The 21,814-nt window shown below is 33.7% G+C and carries 19 protein-coding genes and 3 pseudogenes; 9 read left to right on the forward strand and 13 right to left on the reverse strand.

Features of this window, described 5'->3' with window-relative positions:
* Positions 1 to 31: 31 nt before the first annotated feature.
* The 7 genes from MHI00_RS13390 to MHI00_RS13420 form a co-directional block, all read right to left on the reverse strand.
* Positions 32 to 1,108, reverse strand: coding sequence for a Gfo/Idh/MocA family protein (locus tag MHI00_RS13390; RefSeq protein ID WP_341114241.1), 1,077 nt, complete (start codon positions 1,106 to 1,108; stop codon positions 32 to 34).
* A 40-nt stretch (positions 1,109 to 1,148) separates the two neighbouring features.
* On the reverse strand, positions 1,149 to 2,117 hold the full coding sequence (locus MHI00_RS13395) for a sugar phosphate isomerase/epimerase family protein (protein ID WP_015075612.1): 969 nt from the start codon (positions 2,115 to 2,117) through the stop codon (positions 1,149 to 1,151).
* 35 nt (positions 2,118 to 2,152) lie between these two features.
* A complete protein-coding gene (locus MHI00_RS13400; RefSeq protein ID WP_035064502.1) occupies positions 2,153 to 2,875 on the reverse strand; it encodes a ThuA domain-containing protein in 723 nt (240 codons plus the stop codon).
* A 19-nt stretch (positions 2,876 to 2,894) separates the two neighbouring features.
* On the reverse strand, positions 2,895 to 3,635 hold the full coding sequence (locus tag MHI00_RS13405) for a sugar phosphate isomerase/epimerase family protein (protein WP_187959118.1): 741 nt from the start codon (positions 3,633 to 3,635) through the stop codon (positions 2,895 to 2,897).
* Between the two features lie 18 nt (positions 3,636 to 3,653).
* Positions 3,654 to 4,106: a GNAT family N-acetyltransferase gene (locus MHI00_RS13410; RefSeq protein ID WP_187958378.1), complete on the reverse strand. Its 453-nt coding sequence runs from the start codon at positions 4,104 to 4,106 to the stop codon at positions 3,654 to 3,656.
* Between the two features lie 21 nt (positions 4,107 to 4,127).
* A complete protein-coding gene (locus tag MHI00_RS13415) occupies positions 4,128 to 5,207 on the reverse strand; it encodes a Gfo/Idh/MocA family protein (protein WP_010053185.1) in 1,080 nt (359 codons plus the stop codon).
* 293 nt (positions 5,208 to 5,500) lie between these two features.
* Complete coding sequence (locus MHI00_RS13420; RefSeq protein WP_010053184.1) at positions 5,501 to 6,379, reverse strand: AraC family transcriptional regulator; 879 nt, start codon at positions 6,377 to 6,379, stop codon at positions 5,501 to 5,503.
* Between the two features lie 188 nt (positions 6,380 to 6,567).
* Between MHI00_RS13420 and MHI00_RS13425 the strand changes: the two genes are divergently transcribed.
* Together MHI00_RS13425 and MHI00_RS13430 are read left to right on the forward strand one after the other, a co-directional pair.
* Entirely contained in the window at positions 6,568 to 7,479 is a 912-nt protein-coding gene (locus tag MHI00_RS13425; RefSeq protein ID WP_332630111.1) for a helix-turn-helix domain-containing protein, read from the forward strand.
* A gap of 107 nt (positions 7,480 to 7,586) precedes the next feature.
* Entirely contained in the window at positions 7,587 to 8,108 is a 522-nt protein-coding gene (locus MHI00_RS13430; protein WP_010053181.1) for an HdeD family acid-resistance protein, read from the forward strand.
* Between the two features lie 54 nt (positions 8,109 to 8,162).
* Here MHI00_RS13430 and thrS read toward each other — a convergent pair whose 3' ends face one another.
* A complete protein-coding gene (gene thrS / locus MHI00_RS13435) occupies positions 8,163 to 10,094 on the reverse strand; it encodes a threonine--tRNA ligase (protein WP_341115199.1) in 1,932 nt (643 codons plus the stop codon).
* A gap of 670 nt (positions 10,095 to 10,764) precedes the next feature.
* On the opposite strand from thrS, the gene MHI00_RS13440 reads away from it, so the two are divergent.
* Positions 10,765 to 11,745 (forward strand): YeiH family protein, encoded by a 981-nt coding sequence (locus tag MHI00_RS13440; protein WP_332630113.1) that lies wholly within the window; start codon positions 10,765 to 10,767, stop codon positions 11,743 to 11,745.
* A gap of 142 nt (positions 11,746 to 11,887) precedes the next feature.
* The gene (locus MHI00_RS13445; protein ID WP_010053176.1) at positions 11,888 to 12,706 is read left to right on the forward strand and encodes an undecaprenyl-diphosphate phosphatase; all 819 of its coding nucleotides are present in this window, start codon (positions 11,888 to 11,890) and stop codon (positions 12,704 to 12,706) included.
* A gap of 181 nt (positions 12,707 to 12,887) precedes the next feature.
* Here MHI00_RS13445 and MHI00_RS13450 read toward each other — a convergent pair whose 3' ends face one another.
* On the reverse strand, positions 12,888 to 13,577 hold the full coding sequence (locus tag MHI00_RS13450; RefSeq protein WP_341114257.1) for an IS6 family transposase: 690 nt from the start codon (positions 13,575 to 13,577) through the stop codon (positions 12,888 to 12,890).
* A gap of 331 nt (positions 13,578 to 13,908) precedes the next feature.
* Between MHI00_RS13450 and MHI00_RS13455 the strand changes: the two genes are divergently transcribed.
* The 4 genes from MHI00_RS13455 to MHI00_RS13470 all read left to right on the forward strand — a co-directional run bounded on the left by MHI00_RS13455 (position 13,909) and on the right by MHI00_RS13470 (position 16,764).
* Positions 13,909 to 14,934 (forward strand): ETX/MTX2 family pore-forming toxin, encoded by a 1,026-nt coding sequence (locus MHI00_RS13455; protein ID WP_341114259.1) that lies wholly within the window; start codon positions 13,909 to 13,911, stop codon positions 14,932 to 14,934.
* A gap of 230 nt (positions 14,935 to 15,164) precedes the next feature.
* Positions 15,165 to 15,728, forward strand: coding sequence for a recombinase family protein (locus tag MHI00_RS13460; RefSeq protein ID WP_341114260.1), 564 nt, complete (start codon positions 15,165 to 15,167; stop codon positions 15,726 to 15,728).
* Between the two features lie 33 nt (positions 15,729 to 15,761).
* Positions 15,762 to 16,526: a transposase gene (locus MHI00_RS13465; protein ID WP_341114263.1), complete on the forward strand. Its 765-nt coding sequence runs from the start codon at positions 15,762 to 15,764 to the stop codon at positions 16,524 to 16,526.
* A 4-nt stretch (positions 16,527 to 16,530) separates the two neighbouring features.
* On the forward strand, positions 16,531 to 16,764 hold the full coding sequence (locus tag MHI00_RS13470; RefSeq protein WP_341114265.1) for a DUF2798 domain-containing protein: 234 nt from the start codon (positions 16,531 to 16,533) through the stop codon (positions 16,762 to 16,764).
* A 630-nt stretch (positions 16,765 to 17,394) separates the two neighbouring features.
* Here MHI00_RS13470 and MHI00_RS13475 read toward each other — a convergent pair.
* Positions 17,395 to 17,841, reverse strand: a complete 447-nt coding sequence (locus MHI00_RS13475) for a DUF2975 domain-containing protein (protein WP_341114267.1) — start codon at positions 17,839 to 17,841, stop codon at positions 17,395 to 17,397.
* 372 nt (positions 17,842 to 18,213) lie between these two features.
* Here MHI00_RS13475 and MHI00_RS13480 point away from each other — a divergent pair.
* Positions 18,214 to 19,340: pseudogene (locus MHI00_RS13480) on the forward strand (IS3 family transposase).
* 128 nt (positions 19,341 to 19,468) lie between these two features.
* On the opposite strand, the pseudogene MHI00_RS13485 reads toward MHI00_RS13480, so the two are convergent.
* From MHI00_RS13485 to MHI00_RS13490, 3 genes and pseudogenes are all read right to left on the reverse strand, one after another.
* A pseudogene (locus MHI00_RS13485) lies at positions 19,469 to 19,765 on the reverse strand (DDE-type integrase/transposase/recombinase); the annotation flags it as partial.
* Between the two features lie 199 nt (positions 19,766 to 19,964).
* Positions 19,965 to 20,285 (reverse strand): annotated as a pseudogene (locus MHI00_RS17735) (DDE-type integrase/transposase/recombinase); the annotation flags it as partial.
* Between the two features lie 21 nt (positions 20,286 to 20,306).
* Positions 20,307 to 21,713, reverse strand: a complete 1,407-nt coding sequence (locus MHI00_RS13490) for a glutamate decarboxylase (RefSeq protein ID WP_341114269.1) — start codon at positions 21,711 to 21,713, stop codon at positions 20,307 to 20,309.
* Positions 21,714 to 21,814 lie beyond the last annotated feature (101 nt).

Consider the following 21,814-nt stretch of genomic DNA (forward strand, 5'->3'; position numbering starts at 1 on the left):
GAATTTCTCAAGTTCTGACACTTTTTTTACTTTATTTAGTTTTCGAGTACTGATCAAAATCAGTTACTACTTGATTTGTATGAGCTGCTTCAAAAATCGCTTCAATTAAACGTAAATTACGTAGAACTTCTGAATTTTTAACAATTGGCTCAGCTGTTCCAGCCACAACAGCTGCAAAATTTTCATAAAAACTTTGTGGATTTTTTTGCGCTTCAGGTAATTCAGCGATAATAGTTGCCTCTTCTGAAGGTGGTGCCATTGTTTTTGTTAGCCCAACGCCTGCTTGAATCGGTTTTGGCTCAACCTTTTCGACTGCTTCGTTTCGCTTAACAATCTTGCCTTTCAACGACCAATCTTCAATTAAAGCCGTACCTTTCGTGCCTTTTACGTACCAACGAGGTAAAGGAATATAATTTGTCGTTCCTACCTCGACAATCGCTGTGACACCATTTTCAAATTGCAACGTACTAATAAAACCATCGTCGACTTCATTACCAAGAATAAAACTTAATTGAGCAGAAACGCTTGTCACTTTACTATCAACCATATAAAGCATTTGGTCTAACAAATGTACGCCCCAATCTAGTAACATTCCGCCACCATGTGCCAACTCATGTCGCCAATCGCCTGGAATCCCATTGGCTCCGTGAACGCGTGACTCAAGTTGAAAAACATCCCCAATTGTTTGTTGATCAACCATTTCTTTAACAATCAAGAAATCTTCATCCCAACGGCGATTTTGGTGCGTCATAAAGACCTTTGCATTTTCTTTAGCAACTGCATCAATTTCAATAAAATCTTGACTAGATAATGTAACAGGCTTTTCACAAATCACATGTTTTCTAGCCTTCAAAGCAGCAATTGCTAATTCCTTATGAACATCATTTGGTGTAGCAATTAAAACAATATCTACCTCTGGATCATTTAAAACAGCGGAATAATCAGGATACGCCTCATAACCTAAACTAGTTCCATAATCTAAACGATCTTGTTTAGTATCAAAAATCCCTTTAACTTTTAAATTTTGGTCTTTTTCGATTAACGTACTGTGGTAATGGCCCATTCCGCCAAACCCAACAATCACAACGATTAATTTATCTTGCTTCATCTTAGATAATCCTTTCATTTAAGCAATTTTGATCCTATACTTATGCCCACCACATATCTAAGGGCGCATCTTTAATTAAAATAGATTGTAAATTTGTAACAGCTCGATTGAACCCTTCATCAATTGACATTAAAGGATCTTCATGTTCAATACTAACTACATAGTCATATCCATATGTTCTTAAAGCACTCATCATATCAGACCATTCTGACATACTGTGACCACAACCAACTGAGCGGAAAGTCCAAGCACGTGTTTGAACATCACCATATGGTTGCATATCTAAGACACCATACATATTGATATTTTCTTGATCTAAATAGGTATCTTTTGCATGGAAATGATGAATAGCGCCAGCTTTACCTAAAATTTTAATGGCCCCAACTGGATCAATTCCTTGCCACCATAAATGGCTTGGATCTAAATTGACCCCAATTGCATCGCACGTTTCTTCACGTAATTTTAAAATAGTGTAAGGGGTGTGACATAAAAATCCACCGTGAAGTTCAATACCAATTTTAATGCCATGCTCTGTAGCAAATTCACCAATTTCCTTCCAATAAGGAATTAATTTATTTTCCCACTGCCACGTCTTAATATCTGAATAAACCGTTGGCCAAGGAATCACAGGCCAATTGGGCGCTTTCGCATCCTCACTATCTCCAGCTGTTCCCGAAAAAGTATTCACGACCGGAACACCCATTAATGCTGCTAGTTGAATGCTTTTACGTAGAATTTCGTCACTTTCACGAGCCTCTGTAGCATCTGGTGAAATTGGATTACTGTGACAACTAAAAGCACTAATCGTTAAACCACGTTTTTCCAATTCAGCTAAATAAGCTTGGCGTTTTTCCGGGCTAGCTAATAGTTCATCTGTTGGGCAATGGTGATTTCCAGGATTTCCTCCTGTTCCAATTTCTACTGCATCTAAACCAGCACTTTTAGCTCGATCTAGCATCTCTTCAAAACTTAAATCCGCAAATAACGGCGTAAATACACCTAATTTCATGATTAAAATCCTCCATTTTCGCTAGTCTTTTTGATTTATTTTGGTTTAATCTCTTCTAATGCCTTTGAATGGCCATAAACTGGATAATTCCGCTTCGTTGGCTCGGCCCATTTCACACCATTAATAATCACTTTTTGAATGTCTTTATTATAGTAAGTTGGATAAGTTTCATGACCTGGTTGGAAATAGAATATCTTACCACTACCACGTTTATAGGTCATCCCACTCCGAAAAACATTGCCACCTTCGTACCAACCAACAAAAATTAATTCATCTGGATTTGGCACATCAAAATGCTCTCCATACATCTCTTCTACATCTAAATCAATATATTCCCCAATTCCATCAGCAATCGGGTGACTTGGATCAATGACCCAAAGTCTTTCTTTCTCTTCAGCTTCGCGCCATTTCAAATCACAACTTGTTCCCATTAACTTCATAAATATTTTCGACATGTGTCCTGAGTGTAAAACAATCAGTCCCATACCTTCTAGAACACGTTTTTGAACCCGATTCACAATTTCATCACTCACTTCTTGGTGCGCAATATGCCCCCACCAAATCAGCACATCTGTTTCTGCTAAAACTGCTTCAGTCAAACCATGCTCTGGTTCATCTAATGTTGCTGTCGTAGTATCAATTCCAGCTTCTGTTAAAAAACTAGCAATTTGACTATGGATGCCTTTTGGATAAACCTTAGCAACAGCCTCGTCCTTTTTTTCATGGCGATATTCATTCCAAACAGTTACTTTAACCATAAAAACCGTCCTTTCTAAATTAACCTTCTGCGATAATTCGTTTTAAGTTTATTAACCCAATTTCAACACTTTTTAGAGTGGGTTGTGTAAAAGCTTCTTGCTCTATAACAAACCAGTCAACTCCATTTTCTTCTGCTTGCTTAACATAACTTGCAATATCGAGAACACCATTTCCAATTTCCGTGCTTTCAATTGGATTTTCTTTTTGATCCTTTAAATGAACTAATTTCATTCTTCCTGCATAGTTTGCCATGTACTCCACCGCATCTACACCAGCAAACTGAACCCAATAGGTATCTAATTCAACGTTTAAGGTGGGAACTTCTTGAAGCAGCCATGTCAAAATAGGTTGTCCATTTATCTCTTCAAATTCATGATTATGATTGTGATAGCTAAAATTAAAACCTGCAGCAGTAACTTTTTCAGCAATAGTTTTCATATTATCTGCAAATAATTGCCATTCTTCGACAGTATCGAAAGCTGCCCAAGGAACAATTAAATTTTTATTCCCCAAAACTTTTTCAAATGCCAAAACCTCATCCAAATTAGTTAAAAACTGCTCATACTGAATATGAGAACCAGCTGCTTTTAGTCCTAATTCTGCTAACTTCACTTGAATTTCATCCGCTGTTTTTCCATAGTAACCAGCAAATTCAACGCCATCATAACCCATCTCAGCTACTTTTTCTAATGTTCCAAAGAAATCTTTTTCAGTTTCATCTTGGACACTCCATAATTGTAACGCAATTGGTTTTGTCATTTTTATGCTCCTCATCAGTTAAGTGATTATTTTTTCAAGCCAAATTTGATCTATACATTGAATACCATTTTCAAAAATTGGCTCTGAATAATGCTCGATAAAGTAATTTTCTTGTCTCTTAAAAATTTTAAAACCTAATGATTGATACAAATGTAGTTGACCTACACTCGAATTTCCCGTGGCAATTTCTACTTGCTGAATTCCTTGCTGTTTCATTTCAATTAAAATCTGTTCTAGCAAATAACGACCTAACCCTTGATTTTGATTCTTTTCGTTAATTGCGATATTCATTATTTCTGCTTTTTTTGACGTTTTTATTTGAACAACACAGACTCCAATTATTTGGTTATTTTTGATTAAACCATAAACTTGGCTATTGCCGAGATACTTGTCTAGCATCTCCTTAGAAGGATCAGCTAGATAAAGTAAATCCATCGGATACTCAGCAGGTGTTACTTTTTTTATTTCCATTCTTTGATCAAACTTTCTCGTTTATTTAGTAAAGAAAACAGGTTCACCTGTTTGACTTGATTGATAGATAGCTTCTAAAATTTGAGTGACAACTAACGCTTGTTCAGGTTTTACAACGGGTTCCGTATCATTTAAAATCGCTTGTAACCATTGACGCGCTTCTAATACAGCAGGATCATCTCCAGCACCATCATAAAAATCAACCCCACCTGCTTCTAACTCAATCTTTTTCGTATACATTTGACCGTGAGCTTCACCGTTGATACGCAAGCCATCCTGCATATCAGCACCACCCTCAGTTCCGCATAAAGTTGTTTGAGCTTCTCGGACATCTAATGAATTCAGTGCCCAACTAGCTTCAAGAGCAATTGTTGCGCCATTTTCCATTGTAATAAATCCAAATGCAGAATCTTCCACAGTAAATTTAGTTGGATCCCAAGGGCCCCAAGCGTTGGCTGCATTTTCTTTTTGTGATAATTTGTGATAGCTATTTCCAACAACATATTTTGGTTTGTAATTGTCCATCATCCATAAAGTTAAATCCAAAGCATGAGTACCAATATCAATTAAAGGTCCACCACCTTGTGCTTCCTCATCTAAGAAGACACCCCAAGTTGGCACTGCACGTCTACGAATTGCATGTGCTTTCGCATAGTAAATGTCACCTAATTCGTTATTTTCACAAACAGTATGCAAGTAGCTAGAATCTTTTCTAAAACGATTTTGATAACCGATTGTTAATTTTTTTCCAGTTTTTTTAGCAGCTTCCAACATTGCTTCAGCTTCAGCCGTTGTTTTCGCCATTGGTTTTTCACACATAACATGTTTATCAGCTTCCATTGCTGCAATTGAAATCACAGAATGTGAACTATTTGGAGTACATACATGAATCACATCGATTGTAGGATCTTTCAGCATTTCTTTATAATCGGTATAAACTTTTGCATCGCCTGTTCCGAATTCTTCCTTAGCCTTTAAAGCACGCTCTTCAATAATGTCACAAAAAGCTACCATTTCACCTTCTTCAACCGCTTTCAAACTTGGCATATGTTTCCCGTTAGCGATTCCGCCACACCCGATAATTCCAATTTTTAATGTCATTTTACTATTTCCTCCTATGATAAAAAGTTTGTTGAGCTGGTTAGGCTCGGCCGAAAAATAGGGAAATTTGATGTGGCGTTTTTGGCCACCTCGAAATTTCATCTTTTTTCCGAGAGACTAGCTCATAAGAACTAGCCTTGATAAAAAGTTTGTTGAGCCGTTTAGCTCTATCAAAAGCTTGTTGATTTCGCTCAGCTTTGATACAATGCAGAACTAAAAAATCAAGCCTTTTCTTTTTTCTTTATAACCTAACTATAAAGAAAAAAGAAAAGGCTTTCTACCCAGTTTTTTGCTTAATTATTCCCGGATATTGTCTTTTTATATTTTAAAGGAGAAATGCCCATCAAATCTTTAAATTGATGATGAAAAGTTTTAACGCTACTAAATCCTGTTCTTTCAGCAACTTCGGTTACAGTTGCATCTTCATTTAATAAAATCCATTTGGCTTTATTTAAGCGATACTCCGTTAAAAATTGGATAAAGGTTGTCCCAGTATTTTTCTTAAAGAATTTAGTAAAATAAAAGCTACTAAATCCCATATATGCAGAAATATCATTCAAAGTAATTGTATCTTGATAATGCGCTTCAATATACATAAATATTTTATCTAAGCGCTCTAAATTTTCCATTTGTTTTGTACTTGAGATTTCTTCACGAACTTGATCGTTCCAATTTTCATTTTGGGGAACTTCTCGACTGAGGATAGCTAGCATTTCAAACATTTTAGCTTTAATCACATAACGATAGCCACTTTTGCGTTCATTATTTTCTTCATGTACCGTCATTAATAGTTGGCGCATTTGATCTGCTACTTCTTGGGACCACAAACTACTTGCTTGAACAATACTTGAAAATAGATTTCGCATTTCTTTATTCGTTTTTTCAAGTGATGAAATATCTTGAAAAAAGCTGAGATCAAATTGAATCACAATCCGCTCGCTTTCTGGAGAGGCTAAAAAATAATGAACATCTCCGCCATTAATAAAATAAATATCATTACGCTTTAATTGAATCGGCACATCATTTACACCAATATTGACATTGCCTTCTTTCACATAAATAATTTCAATTTCCTTATGCCAATGAGGATACACTAAAATATCCCCTTCATTGACAAAACTACGAAATAAAAAATGTTCATTTAATTCTGGAATTTCTAAATACACTCCCACAGTCACACCCCCACTATCTTGATTTTACGTCTACTTTTATTCTACCTTAAATGGATGATGCGTGATAGTGTTCACCTACGAATTGCCAAAGTTTTTTTATTATTAAATAAAATAAAAATAAATCTATATACTAATAAGTTTCTTCAAGCTATACTAGAGTTAATCAATTAAACAAGGAGGGTTATCCAATGAATTATTTAGGTATTAAAATAAAAAATAAACGGTTACTAAAAAATTTAACTCAAGCTGAATTAGCTTATGAAATTTGTACCCAAGCGACTATCAGTAATTTAGAAAGTAATGGTAATGTCCCTACTTTAAATATATTATTAGCAATTGCAAAAAGATTGAGTATTGAGATAAGTGAGCTTTCTGAAATCATAAATATCTCTGATTATATAAAAAAGGAAGAAAAATGGAACACCAAAGTCTTAAATCGTTTAAGAATGCTTTGTAGCAAATTAAAATATCAAGAAGCTTATGATTTACTTCTGAATGAACTAAAATTTGATGAGTTAAAAGATCGTTTTGAATTTAGACAGTATTATTATTACAAAGGAATTACAAGTTTATTAGCTAAAGACAATTTTGCCGATGCTCATTTTAATTTTAACCTTGCTTTATCTACTGGTGAACAAAGAGAACTTGATTTATTTGATGTCCTTTCAACAAATGGTATAGCTATGACTTATTTTTTAGATTCTGAAACCGATAAGGCCCGTACTTATTTTGATAAAGCATTGCTACAATTAAATCAATTAATGGACTATCTAAATTTAAATCAAGAAAGTCTTGAAATCATTAAAATTTACTACAATACTGCTAAATTTCATTCTAGCGTTAAAGAATATCAAAAGGCTATTGAATTATGTTCCCTTGGTATTGCCTTACAAAAGCAACAAAATATGAACTTTGAATTAGACAAGCTTTACTATGAAAAAGGGTTTAATTTATATAAATTAGGTAGAAAAAAAGAAGCAGAAGAGTTCTATTACTATGCGGCTGCCTTAGCTAAGATGGACAATCATGACCTTATTTTAGAGGTGATTAAAAAGAATATGAAAGAGTTTGATTTAAAAGTCTACACCTATTGGGAATGACTTGCTTCTGATTTTTATCCTTAGAGCAAGAGTTTTAAACTGCATTCCCTACTATTTTGTAGTAAACTAATAGTGTAACAAAAATTAGATTTAATGAGGTGAGAAACATGAAAAACGTTTTTAAGTATTTATTATTGATTAGTGCTATTTTAATGATGGCGATGGGTTTTTGGTTTATTTTCAATCCAACAGCTTCGCTAAAAACAACAACGATTTTAATTGGGTTGCTTCTAGGAGGAAACGGATTAGTCGAAATTTTCTCTTTCTTGCAAGAACGCAAAGTTTGGAATATTTCTAAATGGATCTTGTTTGATGGATTTGCTTCTCTAATTGCCGGGATTTTTATTTTATTCAATCCAGGAATTGCCCAAAGTACACTTATCATTGCCTTTGCTATTTGGGTATTGTTCTCAGGCGTTATGCGCTTGTTAACCGCTATTTCAATTAAAGATTTCCCAGGTTGGACTTGGCTGTTAACATTAGGAATTATCGCTATTTTATTCGCGATATTCTCGTTCTTCACTCCAATTCTTGTCGGAATTGTACTAGGTTTCATACTAGGATTTTTCTTTATTATCCAAGGCTTCAATATTTTAATGATTTATTTGATGGTTAGAAATAAATCTTAACGAATTAAACTCCCTCTATACTAGACTCACTAGTATAGAGGGAGTTTTTATATTTTAACCTCGGCTATATTGATTAATTTCGCTTATTAGCATTTGAATAAAATCATTCTTGGCCATAGTTCTATTTTCTTTACTTTGATATCTACGAACTGTCAGTGTGTTGTTCAGCATTTCCTCTTCCCCAACAACTACTTGGAATGGCACTTTATTCATCTGAGCAGATCGAATTTTATACCCCAATTTTTCATTGCGATAATCAACCTCAACTCGAATTCCTTTTTCTAGCATTGATTCTTTTAAAGTTTCTGCGTACTCAGCGTGATGCGCAACACTTACAGGCAGTATCATCACTTGAACTGGAGCTAACCAAGTGGGAAAAGCTCCTTTATAAATTTCAGTTAAATAGGCTACAAAACGCTCCATTGTTGATACAATACCACGATGAATAACAATAGCTCGATGTTTTTCACCATCTTCACCTACATAAGTTAAGTCAAATTTTTCAGGTAGAAATCGGTCTAATTGAATAGTGGATAATGTCTCCTCCATTCCCATCGCTGTTTTCACTTGAACATCCAACTTAGGACCATAAAAAGCAGCTTCTCCTTCTGCTTCAAAATAAGTTAAATTTAAATCCTTTAAAGCTTTTCGTAATAAATCGGCTGTTTCACTCCAAACTTTTTGATCGCCATGATATTTTTCTGTATTCAATAAGTCAGGTAAGCTTAGTCTAAAGCGATACTCTGTGATGTTGAAATCTTCATACACAGCCACCATTAAAGCAATAGTTCGCTTGAATTCTGCTAACACTTGATCAGGTCGGACAAAAGTATGTCCATCGTTTAATGTCATCTCACGAACCCGTTGTAAACCTGACACTGCGCCACTTTTTTCATAGCGATGCATCATACCTAATTCAGCAATTCGAATCGGTAGCTCTCGATAGCTATGCACATCATTTTTATACAACATCATATGATGAGGACAATTCATCGGACGCAATACTAAAAGTTCACCATCTCCAATATCCATTGGTGGAAACATATCCTCGTGATAATGCTCCCAATGCCCAGAAGTTTTATATATTTCAGTATTTGCCATTATCGGAGTATATACATGTTGATACCCTAAACTAATTTCTTTATCCACAATATAACGCTCAATGATTCTTCTAATCGTTGCACCTTTAGGCAACCAAAAAGGTAACCCTAACCCAACTTCTTGAGACGTCATAAATAAATTCAATTCTTTACCAATTTTTCTATGATCACGCTCTTTGGCTTCTTCGCGTTTTTGTAAATAGTCTTTTAATTCTTTTTTACTAAAAAAGGCAACTCCGTAGATCCGTTGCAACATTTTATTTTTAGAGTTACCTTGCCAATAAGCTCCTGATACTGTCAATAATTTAAAATTCTGATTGCGCCCAGTAGTTTGTAGTTGCGGTCCTGAAACTAGGTCGATATGCTCTCCTATTTTAGCTAAACTATAGCTCTCTTGATTTATTGAACCCTTTATCAATTCTAATTTATATGGATTTTCTTTAAATTGTTCTATTGCTTCTTTCTGGGTCATAACTTCCCCATTAATCTTCTCATTCGCTTTAACTAATTCTTTCATCTCATTTTCAACATCACTTAATCGTTCTTCAATAACGGCCTCACTATTTTCAAAATCATAGTAAAAACCAATTTCATCCATTCCGTAAGAAGCAAGCTTTATTTCTGGGTATAATTTAATTAAAGCCATTCCTAACATCAAAATAGCAGAATTTTTTAAAACTATCGGAGCATCTTCCGCTTCGGAGGTCACAATAATCAATGATCCATCTTCACTTATTTTTTGATTCATTTCAATTAACTGCTGATTAAATTTACCAGCTAAAGCTTTTTTTACTAGTTTAGGATAGATTTCTGCGACTATTTGTCTCGTTGTTATGCCAGCCTCAAATTCTTTGCTACTATTATCCTGAAAAGTTAGTTTAATCATTTTCATTTTACTGTTCCTCCTATTTTTTTTATAAAAAAAAAGCCCTAATACTTCTAATGATAAGAAGTATTAGGGCGAATTTAATCACGGTTCCACCTAATTATTTAATGCATAGAATAGCTATCCATTACTCAATATTCGTAACGAGAATAAGTCGGTTTAATTTCAATTAAACATTCAGAAGTGGTCAAAGTTAACAGTAAAATAGGAAATCTCAGCATTTTTCCTTCTCTGGTAAATTACTAGCGCTAACTAAGTTGTCTTCATCTAGGCTCTTTTTATCAGCCAACATTCAAACTATTAAAAACAAATTTAACATAGAATTAAATCAAAAGCAACCTACCAATAAATCAGTTTTTTTCTATGAACAAATTAAAATAACAAGTTTCTCTGCTAAACAATTGAATAATCTGAACGGACTTGACCTTAATTTTCATTATCTATCAGCTTTCCGTAATAACTTTTTTATAATAAATAAAATTCATAAAAACATTTTCTCGCTTAAATCTTCCATATGGTATACTTAATTAGATTATATATAGACCTGTTTCATGTGCAAACCATTCGGGAAAAAGGTGAATTCCGCAAAGAGGCAAAAAAATTCCCCTTGAATTTACTATTTTCCTTCCATGACAAGGACTGTACTCTCAACATTTTATGGAGGTGTTTTATGAAAATTATAAAAGGACTTACATTAGTCTTATTCATTGCTTTAGTTGCAACTTGGTTGGGTAGCCTTTTTCCAATTATAGGCAGTGCTGTTTTTGCTATTATTTTTGGTATCTTAATAAAAAATACCGTCGATGTTGCCCCGGAATTTAAACCTGGGATTGCTTTTTCATCAAAAAAAATTTTACAGGCTTCAATTGTGTTACTAGGATTTAGCCTATCGATTCAAGATATTGGGAAAACAGGGTTATCTTCTTTAAAGGTGACACTGGTAACTATCGTAGTTGCTTTTATCATCGCTTTTCTTGTCGGAAAATGGTTAAAAGTTCCAAATAAAATGCAAGTTTTAATTGGAGTCGGAACAGCTATTTGCGGAGGTTCAGCTATTGCTGCCGTCTCTCCAATTATTGAAGCCGATGATGATGAAATTGCACTTTCAATTTCAACTATTTTTCTATTCAATATCATTGCCGTTTTTTTATTCCCATTCTTAGGTCATTACTTTCAAATGACTGATGCTGGATTTGGACTTTGGGCTGGTACAGCCATTAATGATACGTCTTCTGTTGTTGCTGCTGGTTACAGCTTTAGCCAACCTGCTGGCGATTTTGCCACAATTGTGAAGTTAACACGTGCCACACTAATTATTCCAATTTCCTTAATCATTGCCGGTATAACCTTTTATCAGAAAAAGAAAACGGCAAAAAAAGTCGCCCTAAAACAAATTTTCCCTTGGTTTATTTTATATTTCTTAATCGCTTCAATCATTAGTTCCACGGGAATTTTACCTGCCACTTTTATTGCGACAACAAGTTGGCTTGCTAAATTTATGATTGCTATGGCCTTAGCTGCTATTGGTTTATCAGCAAACCTAAAAGATATGCTAAAAACTGGGCCAAAACCAATTTTATTGGGTTTAATTACTTGGTTCTTTGTCGCAGGTAGTAGCCTATTAATCCAAATTATAGAAAAACAATGGTAACCGAACTATCTAAATTTTTCTTAAAAAAAGCTAAAAATTGCCTAAAACATTAGGCAATTAATGAAAAAAAGCTTATACTGAAAGTTGTGAGATAAAATCCTTAACTGGAAAATAACTGCATTGAAAGGAAGAAATAATACGTATGATTGATATTTTAAAAGCTATCTTGTTAGGCATTATTGAAGGTATAACGGAATGGCTACCAATTAGTAGTACGGGGCATATGATTTTAGTTGATGAATTTTTAAAATTAAATGTTTCGGCTGAATTTATGAAAATGTTTCTAGTTGTGATTCAACTTGGTGCCATTTTGGCCGTGGTTGTCCTATATTTCCACAAGTTAAATCCTTTTTCACCGAAGAAAACAAAACAGGAGAATCAAGATACTTTTAGTCTTTGGTTTAAGGTAATCGTAGCTGTTTTACCTGCTGCTGTACTTGGTTTCCTATTCGATGATTATTTAGATGAAAAATTCTATAATTTTCAAACAGTAGCAGCAACTTTAATTATCTACGGGGTACTATTTATTGTGATTGAAACTTGGAATAAAGATCGCAAGCCTTCAATTACTAACTTTAATGAACTAAGCTATAAAATGGCCCTGTTTATTGGCTTCTTCCAAGTCTTAGCTTTAATCCCTGGAACATCTCGTTCTGGCGCTACAATTCTTGGCGCAATTCTTTTAGGAACATCTCGTTTTGTTGCTACTGAATTTTCATTTTTCTTATCTATCCCAGTGATGTTTGGAGCTAGTTTACTAAAATTAGTTAAATTTGGCTTTGTCTTTACAGGTATGGAATATGCAATCTTATTTACAGGTATGATTACTGCTTTTATCGTTTCGATTATAGCGATTAAATTCTTACTTGGCTATATTAAAAATAATGACTTTAAAGCCTTTGGGTACTATCGCATTATCTTAGGAATTATTTTACTAGGCTATCTATTTTTTATTAAGTAAAACTTAAAAGCTCGCAACCAAATGAATTGATTTGGTTGCGAGCTTTTTTATTAGTGGGTGAACCCTTGTGCACCATGTTCTTCTTTACTATGGAAAAGGACATGTGCTTGATTTAGGGTTGCGTTGCAAAGTTTTTTTGAAAAATAAAAAAGCCTATTCAGCTTTGGTATCTAGCTCAATTCTATGCTATTTCTAACAAATATCTAATTTCATCCCATACAGAAAAGTCGAAGAGACTCATTATTCTTCGACTTTTTTTATATAAAGCGTTAACTACTTCAATTCCTTGAATAGTAGTAGCAGCCGATGTCATCGATTGAAATCCTAAGGATTTCGAAAAGCGTTTCTTTATCTGACGATGATCTTGTTCAATTACATTGTTCAGATATTTAGATAAACGATAGTCTACAGATTTTAAAAATCCTTCGTTTTTCAGTTTATTGACGGCTGCAATCGTAGCTGCACATTTATCTGTAACCAGTGCTCTTGGTTCTCCATAACGTCGGATTAATCGTTTCATAAAGGCATAAGCAGCGTTTGTATCTCGATGTTTTCGCAGACACATATCAAGAGTATTTCCATGAGAATCAATGGCACGATAAAGATAATGTTGCTTTCCTTTTATTTTTATATAGGTTTCGTCCATTCTCCAAGCTGTTGAAGTAGGTTTATTTTTCTTTTTCCAAATGACAAATAGCAGCTTACCATATTGATGAACCCACCGCATAATGGTTGTAGGATTTATCTGGATCCCTCGATGCCTTAAAATTTCAGAAACGTCTCGATAGCTTAAAGAAAAACGACAGTACAAGCCGACGGCTTCAATGATTATACGTTTATCAAATTGTTTTCCTTTAAATACATTTCTCATGGAACACTTCCTTAGTCCGTCATGCTTACAGTATACATGAAAAAATGAACCGATTGAAGTTTGCAACAGAACCCATTTTTTTAGCGTTATTTTGCACTATTGTTGAATCAAAGGTTTAATTTGTATGAAAATATTATTTACGAATAGTATTTATAATTAAAATCATAAATAACAATCATTTAATAAGTTAATTAAATTTCGATTGTATTTTGATTAAATAATGATAACTTGTTCGATTTTGAACAAGTTATTGCTTGATTGTTATAGTATTCATAAGATAGAATTGTTTTATAGGCGTGCACGCTTAATAAAATATCTATGGAGGTAATATATGAAGAAAAATTTTGGTGTTAAGCTTTTAGTTGTTGGATTATCATTATTTAGTTTAGTTTATTTATCAGAGGATGGAATAGCTGCAAATGCTTCTGATAATGAAAAAAGCAATTCGGTAATTCCTAATCTAGAAAATGGCGATTTACCCTTAGAAAAGCTGCCAGTTAATGCGAATGAAAGAAACACTACTGTTACAAATCGATTACGGCATGAGCTTAGAGATCTCTCATTTAATCTTAATAGGAACGCATTTCAGAATGGTGATATTAGCTCTTCTGGATTAATAAGCTTACACCATAAACTATCTCCTTTGGAACTAGCAGATACACCTTTTGCTAGAGTGAATAATGATATGGTCTTACAAAATGGCGAGACCCTTGCGGCACATAATGCATCACTCTCTAACCAAACAGAAACCCAGCAAACAATGAGTACAGCAAGTTTCGTTTACACTCAGACTGATAGTGTTACGACCTCAACAACTCAATCAACAGGAGTTTCAATGACTACAAGCGCAGAAATGAGGTTTCCTTTTGTTTCTGGTTCAATGTCCATGACTGTCGAATATGATTTTGGAACTACTAATTCAGTTGAATCAACGGTAGAGAAAGAGTGGATGGTTCCTTCACAGCATATTCTAGTTCCAGCAGGTCATCGCTATGACATTAATTGGATATTGAATACAGGTGTTGCTACAGGAACTACTAATCTTACCAGCTCTATCAACGCAAATATACCATATAAAATGCAGCCGCCTTTCTTACAGGTGTGGTTAATTGGTGATGCTATAGCTGAGCAAGATAGACTAGTAGCTGCTATGCCGTCTACTCAATACAGATGGGGTGCACGTAATGACTGGGAGCGTATTAGTAACACGAATGCTTTACGTACATGGGGGACTTCACGATATAGAGCGCAGCTCGGAACGGAGCTAATAATGAAAATTACTGATGTGACAAATCCTAATGCCCCAGTCGAAGTACAGGAAATTCCAATGAATGTTACTCCAGTAATTGTTGACTAAATATGATCCCGTTCATAGGGAATCAAGCATACGAGAGTAAAAAAGTTTAGTTAAAAATTATATATTTCTTTTGTTTTTTCCTGATAAGATTATCTAACCTTAGTCTCATTTTCAAATTTTACGAATCTTAATTCTATTGGGTTTGCTCAATCTCAAAAGATTGCTCAAAAACTAATTCTTATAAACCACTTTTTATGATATAACATGTCATGAAAAGGTGGTTATTTTTTATGGAATACTATATTTACGGTTATGCAAGAGTCAGCACCCAACAACAAGAATTAACTCGACAACTTGATTTGTTAGAAAAATATAAATGTACTGAAATAGTGACTGGAACGAAATCGAATCGGCCAGAGTTAAATCGATTGAAAGATAAATTAAGAGCTGGAGATATTGTCGTAGTAGAAAGTTTTTCCAGACTCGGCAGAAGTACAAAAGATTTAATTGATTTAGTTAGTTTTTTTGAAGCAAAAAAAGTGAAGCTCATTAGTATAAAAGAAAATTTTGATACGACGACTCCGCAAGGAATTTTAATGATGAGCGTTTTTCAAGCATTTAGTCAATTTGAACGAGATCTGATTGTGGAACGAACAAAAAAAGGTTTAGTTAGTGCACGTGCTCGAGGCAGAAAAGGCGGACGACCGACTGTTAGTAATCGGGATATTACGAAAGCCTTGAACTTATACAAAAGCGAAGAATACAGTATTAAAGAAATTGTTGAAATGACAGGTATTAGCCGAGCGACTCTTTATCGTTATATTAAAAAAAATACGTCTAAAGAGCTTGCCTAACTTATTTCTTGAGTTTTTGAAAGGGGTACGTTTATGGAAAGAGATTATTTACCACTTACTGCTTATTCTGAAGAACAACGACAAGCTGCTATGGAAAAATACAAACTCCTTATTCCCTATCTTAGGAATACTCAAACGTTACAATCAATTTCAGAAGAAACGGCTATTTCAAGACGTACATTACACTATTGGGTGAGCCATTATGAGCAATACGATTTACGTGGATTAATGCGTAAAAAGAGAAAAGATAGTGGCTCTACTAAGGTAACCGGCCAGGTTCAATCAGAAATAGAACGGTTGATTCTTACGTACAAAAAGAATTCTATTCATTCCATTCACAGAAAAGTAAGTCAATTTTGTGACATAAACAACTTACAAAAACCCAGTTATTCCCAAGTTTCAGTTATTTCTAAAAAGCTATCTCCTAGTTTGAAAACATTAATCCATCAAGGAAAAAAGAATTATCAAAACCACTATGACATTATTTTGATAAGAGAAGCAAAATATCCAAATGAGCAGTGGCAAGCTGATCATACATTGCTAGATATTCTTTTCCTAAATGAAAAAGGACAAGAGGAACGTCCATGGCTAACCATTATTATGGATGACTACAGTCGAGCAATAGCTGGATATTATTTGACTTTCCAAGCTCCTTCAGCAATACAAACAGCTTTGACGTTACATCAAGCAATAAGGATGCCATTGGAGGAAGTACTAATCCACAGCGCTAACCTAAGTATAATAAATAACTTAGAGCTTTTGTGGGAGCTACCCACAAATATAAATATAAGGAGATAGTAATTTGACAAGCAAACAAAAACATATTTTTTTAAGTAAATCCATCAATTTAGTCCTGACAACGGCAATAATTTCTTTAACTTTAACGCTAGTTAATTATAAAGGCAATGAGTTTTTTCTATTTTCTTGGTTAAGATCTTGGTTCATTGCTTTTTGTGTGATTCTTTTACTTTCCTCTTTTTTGCCAAAAATAATATCAGATACAGTTAGTATGCTGATTGGGAAAGAAGATGAATAATTGTAAAAGTTGGCTATTTGTGTAATTATTTAAGTTTCCAAGCTTGCTTCAAGATGATTATAAAGTTAGGAAACAAGGAGTTGATAAATATTGTCAAATCAAAAAAACTTTGTTATAAAAGACTTCGTAAGGTATTTTCCATTGTAAATATGTACAAAATTAAAAAAATCAGCTTATCCACAAATTATTCAATGATTTTTCTATATAATAATATAGTTTCCAATGTGTTTTCTTTTGGAAACCACGAGATCGATGGGAAATATTTGCAGAAATTTATGGTGTGTTTTTATAAGCACGAACATTATAAAATATCAGGCGGTTTTTTAATTGAAGTATACTTGCTTGCCGAGATAACTTTTTCTTATGCGTTTTTGAAATGATAATTACCAATAAAATTTAATCGTATTTCCTGATAAAACTAACTTGTATATATCCAGCTTTTGTACACCCCAGTATTATTATTAAATTCACTAGAGATAGACTTATAATGTATTTTGAATATGTGTTAGTAAATACAAATTATTTAGGAGGTACTATAAAAACGTATGATTATGCACAGCAGAAATTAAAAAAGAGACAATAGCACAGACTATCTACTCTCAATTTATTACTTTTACTTTGTGCGTTTATTTAATCAACTACTTGATTCCTTTTAAGTTTCTTTAAAGTTATCTTAATTATATAAAGAGATAATAATAGAAGAACTAAAAAGATTAAAATCAATCCTGGTGCATCATCTTTCTCTGCAAGTATATAACTTAACGGCAACAACATAGTATACAGAGTGCTTAAAAAAATACTAGTATGCTTGATTTGATTCATTTTTTCTACAATGTTATCTGAGGTTAATCTGTCTTTTTTAGTAGATAGTAACAAATGAAACGTCTGCTTCATGATAAAAATAATACTACATAAACAAGTTAGTAACATAACCATTAAAATAAAAGCAAAAAAAGGATACTTTGGGAAAAATTGATTAGCTAAATTTACTACAATCGGGGAAACAAAAATAGTTACAGCTGCTATTATCATAGTTGTAATGACTATTTTAAATCTAAAGATATTTTTTTTATTCATAATTTGCGTGCACCTCATTCTAATAATAATTATATCATAGATGAGATTGGACAAGCTTAGTTTTTGGGTATTCTTTTAAAAATATTAAAACTTACTATAATTAAGATATAGAAAATTTGAACTAGTCAAATACTGATATTTGAAAAGTAGTGTTTCTTTTAAGCACATTTTAATGAAATAGTAAGAAGTTAAAATAAAATCTGATTTTTCAGCGTTTAGTCATTATCTTTAAGTATATTTTTTGAATGTTAAGAGTTAGGGAATTTAATTAAGCGTAATAATTCTACAAAGTTTGGATAGGCTATACTTAACTGGACAAAAAAATTAAGGTGTGTAAACTAGTAAATAACAATCACACTGGAGGAAAATTATATGTCTAAACGAAAACGTAGAACTTATTCGGAAGCTTTTAAAAAACAAATGGTTGACTTATATCTTGCTGGAAAATCAAGGCAAGAACTAATCCATGAGTACGAATTGACTCCTTCTTCTTTTGATAAATGGCTTTTACAACAACGAACCTCAGATTCTTTTAAAGAAAAAGACAATTTAACACCTGAACAAGTAGAACTGAAAGAACTCCGTAAACAAAATAAACAACTAGAAATGGAGAATGATATTTTAAAGCAAGCGGCGCTGATATTCGGACGAAAGTCCAAGTGATCTATATGAACCGTCACAAATATGCAGTATCAGCGATGTGCCGTACCTTAAACATTTCTCGAAGCACTTATTATTATGAAGCAAAGGAACGCTCATCTGAAGCTGCGCTTGAAATGGCAGTTATAAATGAATTTTATAGTAGTCGCAAAAACTATGGTACAAGAAAATTAAAAGCTGTTCTGAAACCTTTAGGTTTTGCTATTTCTCGCAAGCGTATCTCTCGAATGATGAAAAAATTCAATTTGATTTCAAATTACACAAAAGCTCACTATAAGAAAAAACGCTCAGCTGTTAATTCTTCTCTTACTTCAAATGTATTAAATCGGAAATTCAATCAAGAACAGCCGTTAAAAGTTGTGATTACTAATTTAGCCTATGTTCGTGTAGGTTCCAAGTGGCATTATATTTGTTTGATTGTTGATTTATTTAATCGAGAAATCATTGGCCATAGTTCTGGACCACATAAAAATGCCGCTTTAGTTAAACAAGCTTTTTCAACGATTCAGCGCCCGCTATCTAAAATATGCTTATTTCATACAGATCGTGGAAATGAGTTTGATAATCGAATAATTGATCAGCTATTAGTAAAATTTGGTATTCAACGTTCATTAAGTGCTAAAGGTTGTCCTTACGATAACGCTGTAGCAGAGAGTACCTATAAGGCATTAAAAGTAGAGTTTGTCTATCCAAATAAATTTAATTCCTAACAGCAACTGAGTACTGAACTTTCTGATTATGTTCATTGGTGGAACTGTTTAAGAGTTCACGGAACGTTACGCTATCAAACCCCAATCAGCTACCGATTGAATAGGCAACCTGAAGGTTGTCTGAAATAACAGTTATAAAATGGATACCTTAAAAAAATTGTTCGAAAAAGGGTTGCCATACCAAAAATATCCAGGTCTGTTGCAGAGTTTAAAATTTAAAGAAATAATCTATGTAGAATCTAATTTTAATTACTAATTCATAGTAATTGATTCATTTCAAGAGTTACGGAAAACCCGAAGAGATTTCTTTCTTTTCGGTTTTTTTTGAACAAGGCGTGAATTCTTTCTATTCCTTTAATTATAACGGAAGTGGTCCTTATGGATTGGTATATTTTATGTATTTTTTTGATTTTCCGATTGTTTGAAGAATGTATAGGCTGCTTGACCATCTCTTTTTTTACTTAATAAGATATCAAGCATCAAGTCTGAAGAATCAGTGGGTCGATACAAATAGTGCCATTTTCCTTTACTTTAATATAGGTTTCATCCATTCTTCAGAGATCTACTGCTGTACGGTGTTTTTTCAAAGGCAGTATTTATGATTGCGTTGCAAAGTTTTTTTGAAAAAAAAAGCATATGTAGCTTTGGAATTTAGCACCCTTCTATGCGATTTCTAACAAATATCCAATTTCATCCCTTTCAGAAAAGTCGAAGAGACCCATTGTTCTTCGATTTTTTTATTTAAAACGTTAACTACTTAAACTCCTTGAATAGCAGCAGCTCAGCAGCCGATGTCATTGATTGAAATCCTAAGGATTTCGAAAAGTGTTTCTTTATCTGATGATGATCTTGTTCAATTTCATTCTTCAGATATTCAGATAAACGATAGTCTACAGATTTTAGAAATCCTTCGTTTTTCAGTTTATTGACAGCTACAATCGATTTATCTGTAACCAGTGATCTTTGTTCTCCATAGCGTCGGATTAGTCGTTTTATAAAGGCATAAGCTGCGTTTGTATCTCGATATTTTCGCAGACACATATCAAGGTTATTTCCATGAAAATCAATGGCGCGATAAAGATAATGTTACTTTCTTTAGTAAGTCATGCTTACAGTATGTATGAAAAATGAGCCAGTTGAAGTTTGCAACGGAACCTGATTTAGATCTTTTACAGCTTCATTAAAATCTTCCATAAAATCAACTGCGGTATTCATCCCAAAATCGGCGCGAACTACATAACGTTGAACAAGTACATCTTCTAAATCTGCTGGTAATGGATAAGCAGGTACTTGCCACCCTTTCATTAATAGACGATCAGCTAAATCATACAATGTCCATTCAACCTCAGTCTCTACCTTTAGAGCGTAGCAAACAATTGGCAAATTAACACCATCATTATACATTTTAAATAAACCTGTTTTTTCAACTTCCGCCGCTAAATACATTGCCACATCTTTAGTTCTTTGATGAATCGCGCGATAGCCTTCAAAACCAAAACGTAAAAAATTATAATATTGCCCAATAATTTGGCTTGCACTTCTAGAGAAATTAATTGCCATCGTTGGCATTTTCCCACCTAAATAGCTCACATTAAAAACCAGCTCTTCTGGTAAATAGGCTTTATCACGCCACAACACCCAACCAATTCCAGGATAGACTAAGCCGTATTTATGCCCAGAAGTATTAATTGAAGCTACATTTTTCAAGCGGAAATCCCACTGCAATTCCGGCTCAATAAAAGGAGCAAACATCGCGCCAGAAGCACCATCAACATGAATAGAAATTTTATAGTCTGTTTGAGAATTGTAAGTTTCAACCAAAGCATCTAAAGCTTTAATATCATCATATTTACCTGTATAAGTGATCCCTAATATCCCTACAATACCAATTGTATATTCATCAACATAATCCATCAATTTATCCATATCCATACTCATATGCTTTTCGTCCATAGGTACAGTCCGCATCTCAATATCCCAATATACGCAAAACTTCTCCCAACAAACTTGATACCCTGATGAAATAACTAAATTTGGGCTTGCAGCCTGTATATTCAAGCCTAATTTTTTAGCTTGGTTACGCCATCTAAACTTCATTGCCATCCCTGCTAACATACAAGCTTCTGAAGAACCGACTGTTGAGGTTCCTGTATAACTTTTCTCTTTAGGTGCATTCCACAAATCTGCCAAAATATTGACACAACGATTTTCTAATTCTGCTGTCCGAGGATATTCTGATTTATCGATTGCATTTTTCTCTAAAGTTTCAGCCATTAATAGAGCCGCTTCATCCTCCATATAAGTTTGGCAAAATGTAGCCAAATTTTGTCTAGCATTCCCTTCATCTAAAAATTCATCTTTAACTAAACGATAGGCTACTCGAGGTTCAATTGGGTTTTTCCCTAATTTATACTTAGGAATTTCTTGTTCCTCTGCTCCTGTTCCAAAAATAGGTTCTAAATAATCATTCTTTTTCGCTTGATTTTCTTTGCCGTACAACATCGCTTTCCCCTCCGCTAATCTGATTTAAAAGCCTTCCTCCATAGCATACAAAACTTTCACATAAAACGAAAGGAATACCCTTTTTTCAAATTGAAGCCTGC

Origin of the sequence: Carnobacterium sp. FSL E2-0243, from assembly GCF_038003605.1 — a bacterium.
GTDB classification, from domain to species: Bacteria; Bacillota; Bacilli; order Lactobacillales; family Carnobacteriaceae; genus Carnobacterium; species Carnobacterium maltaromaticum.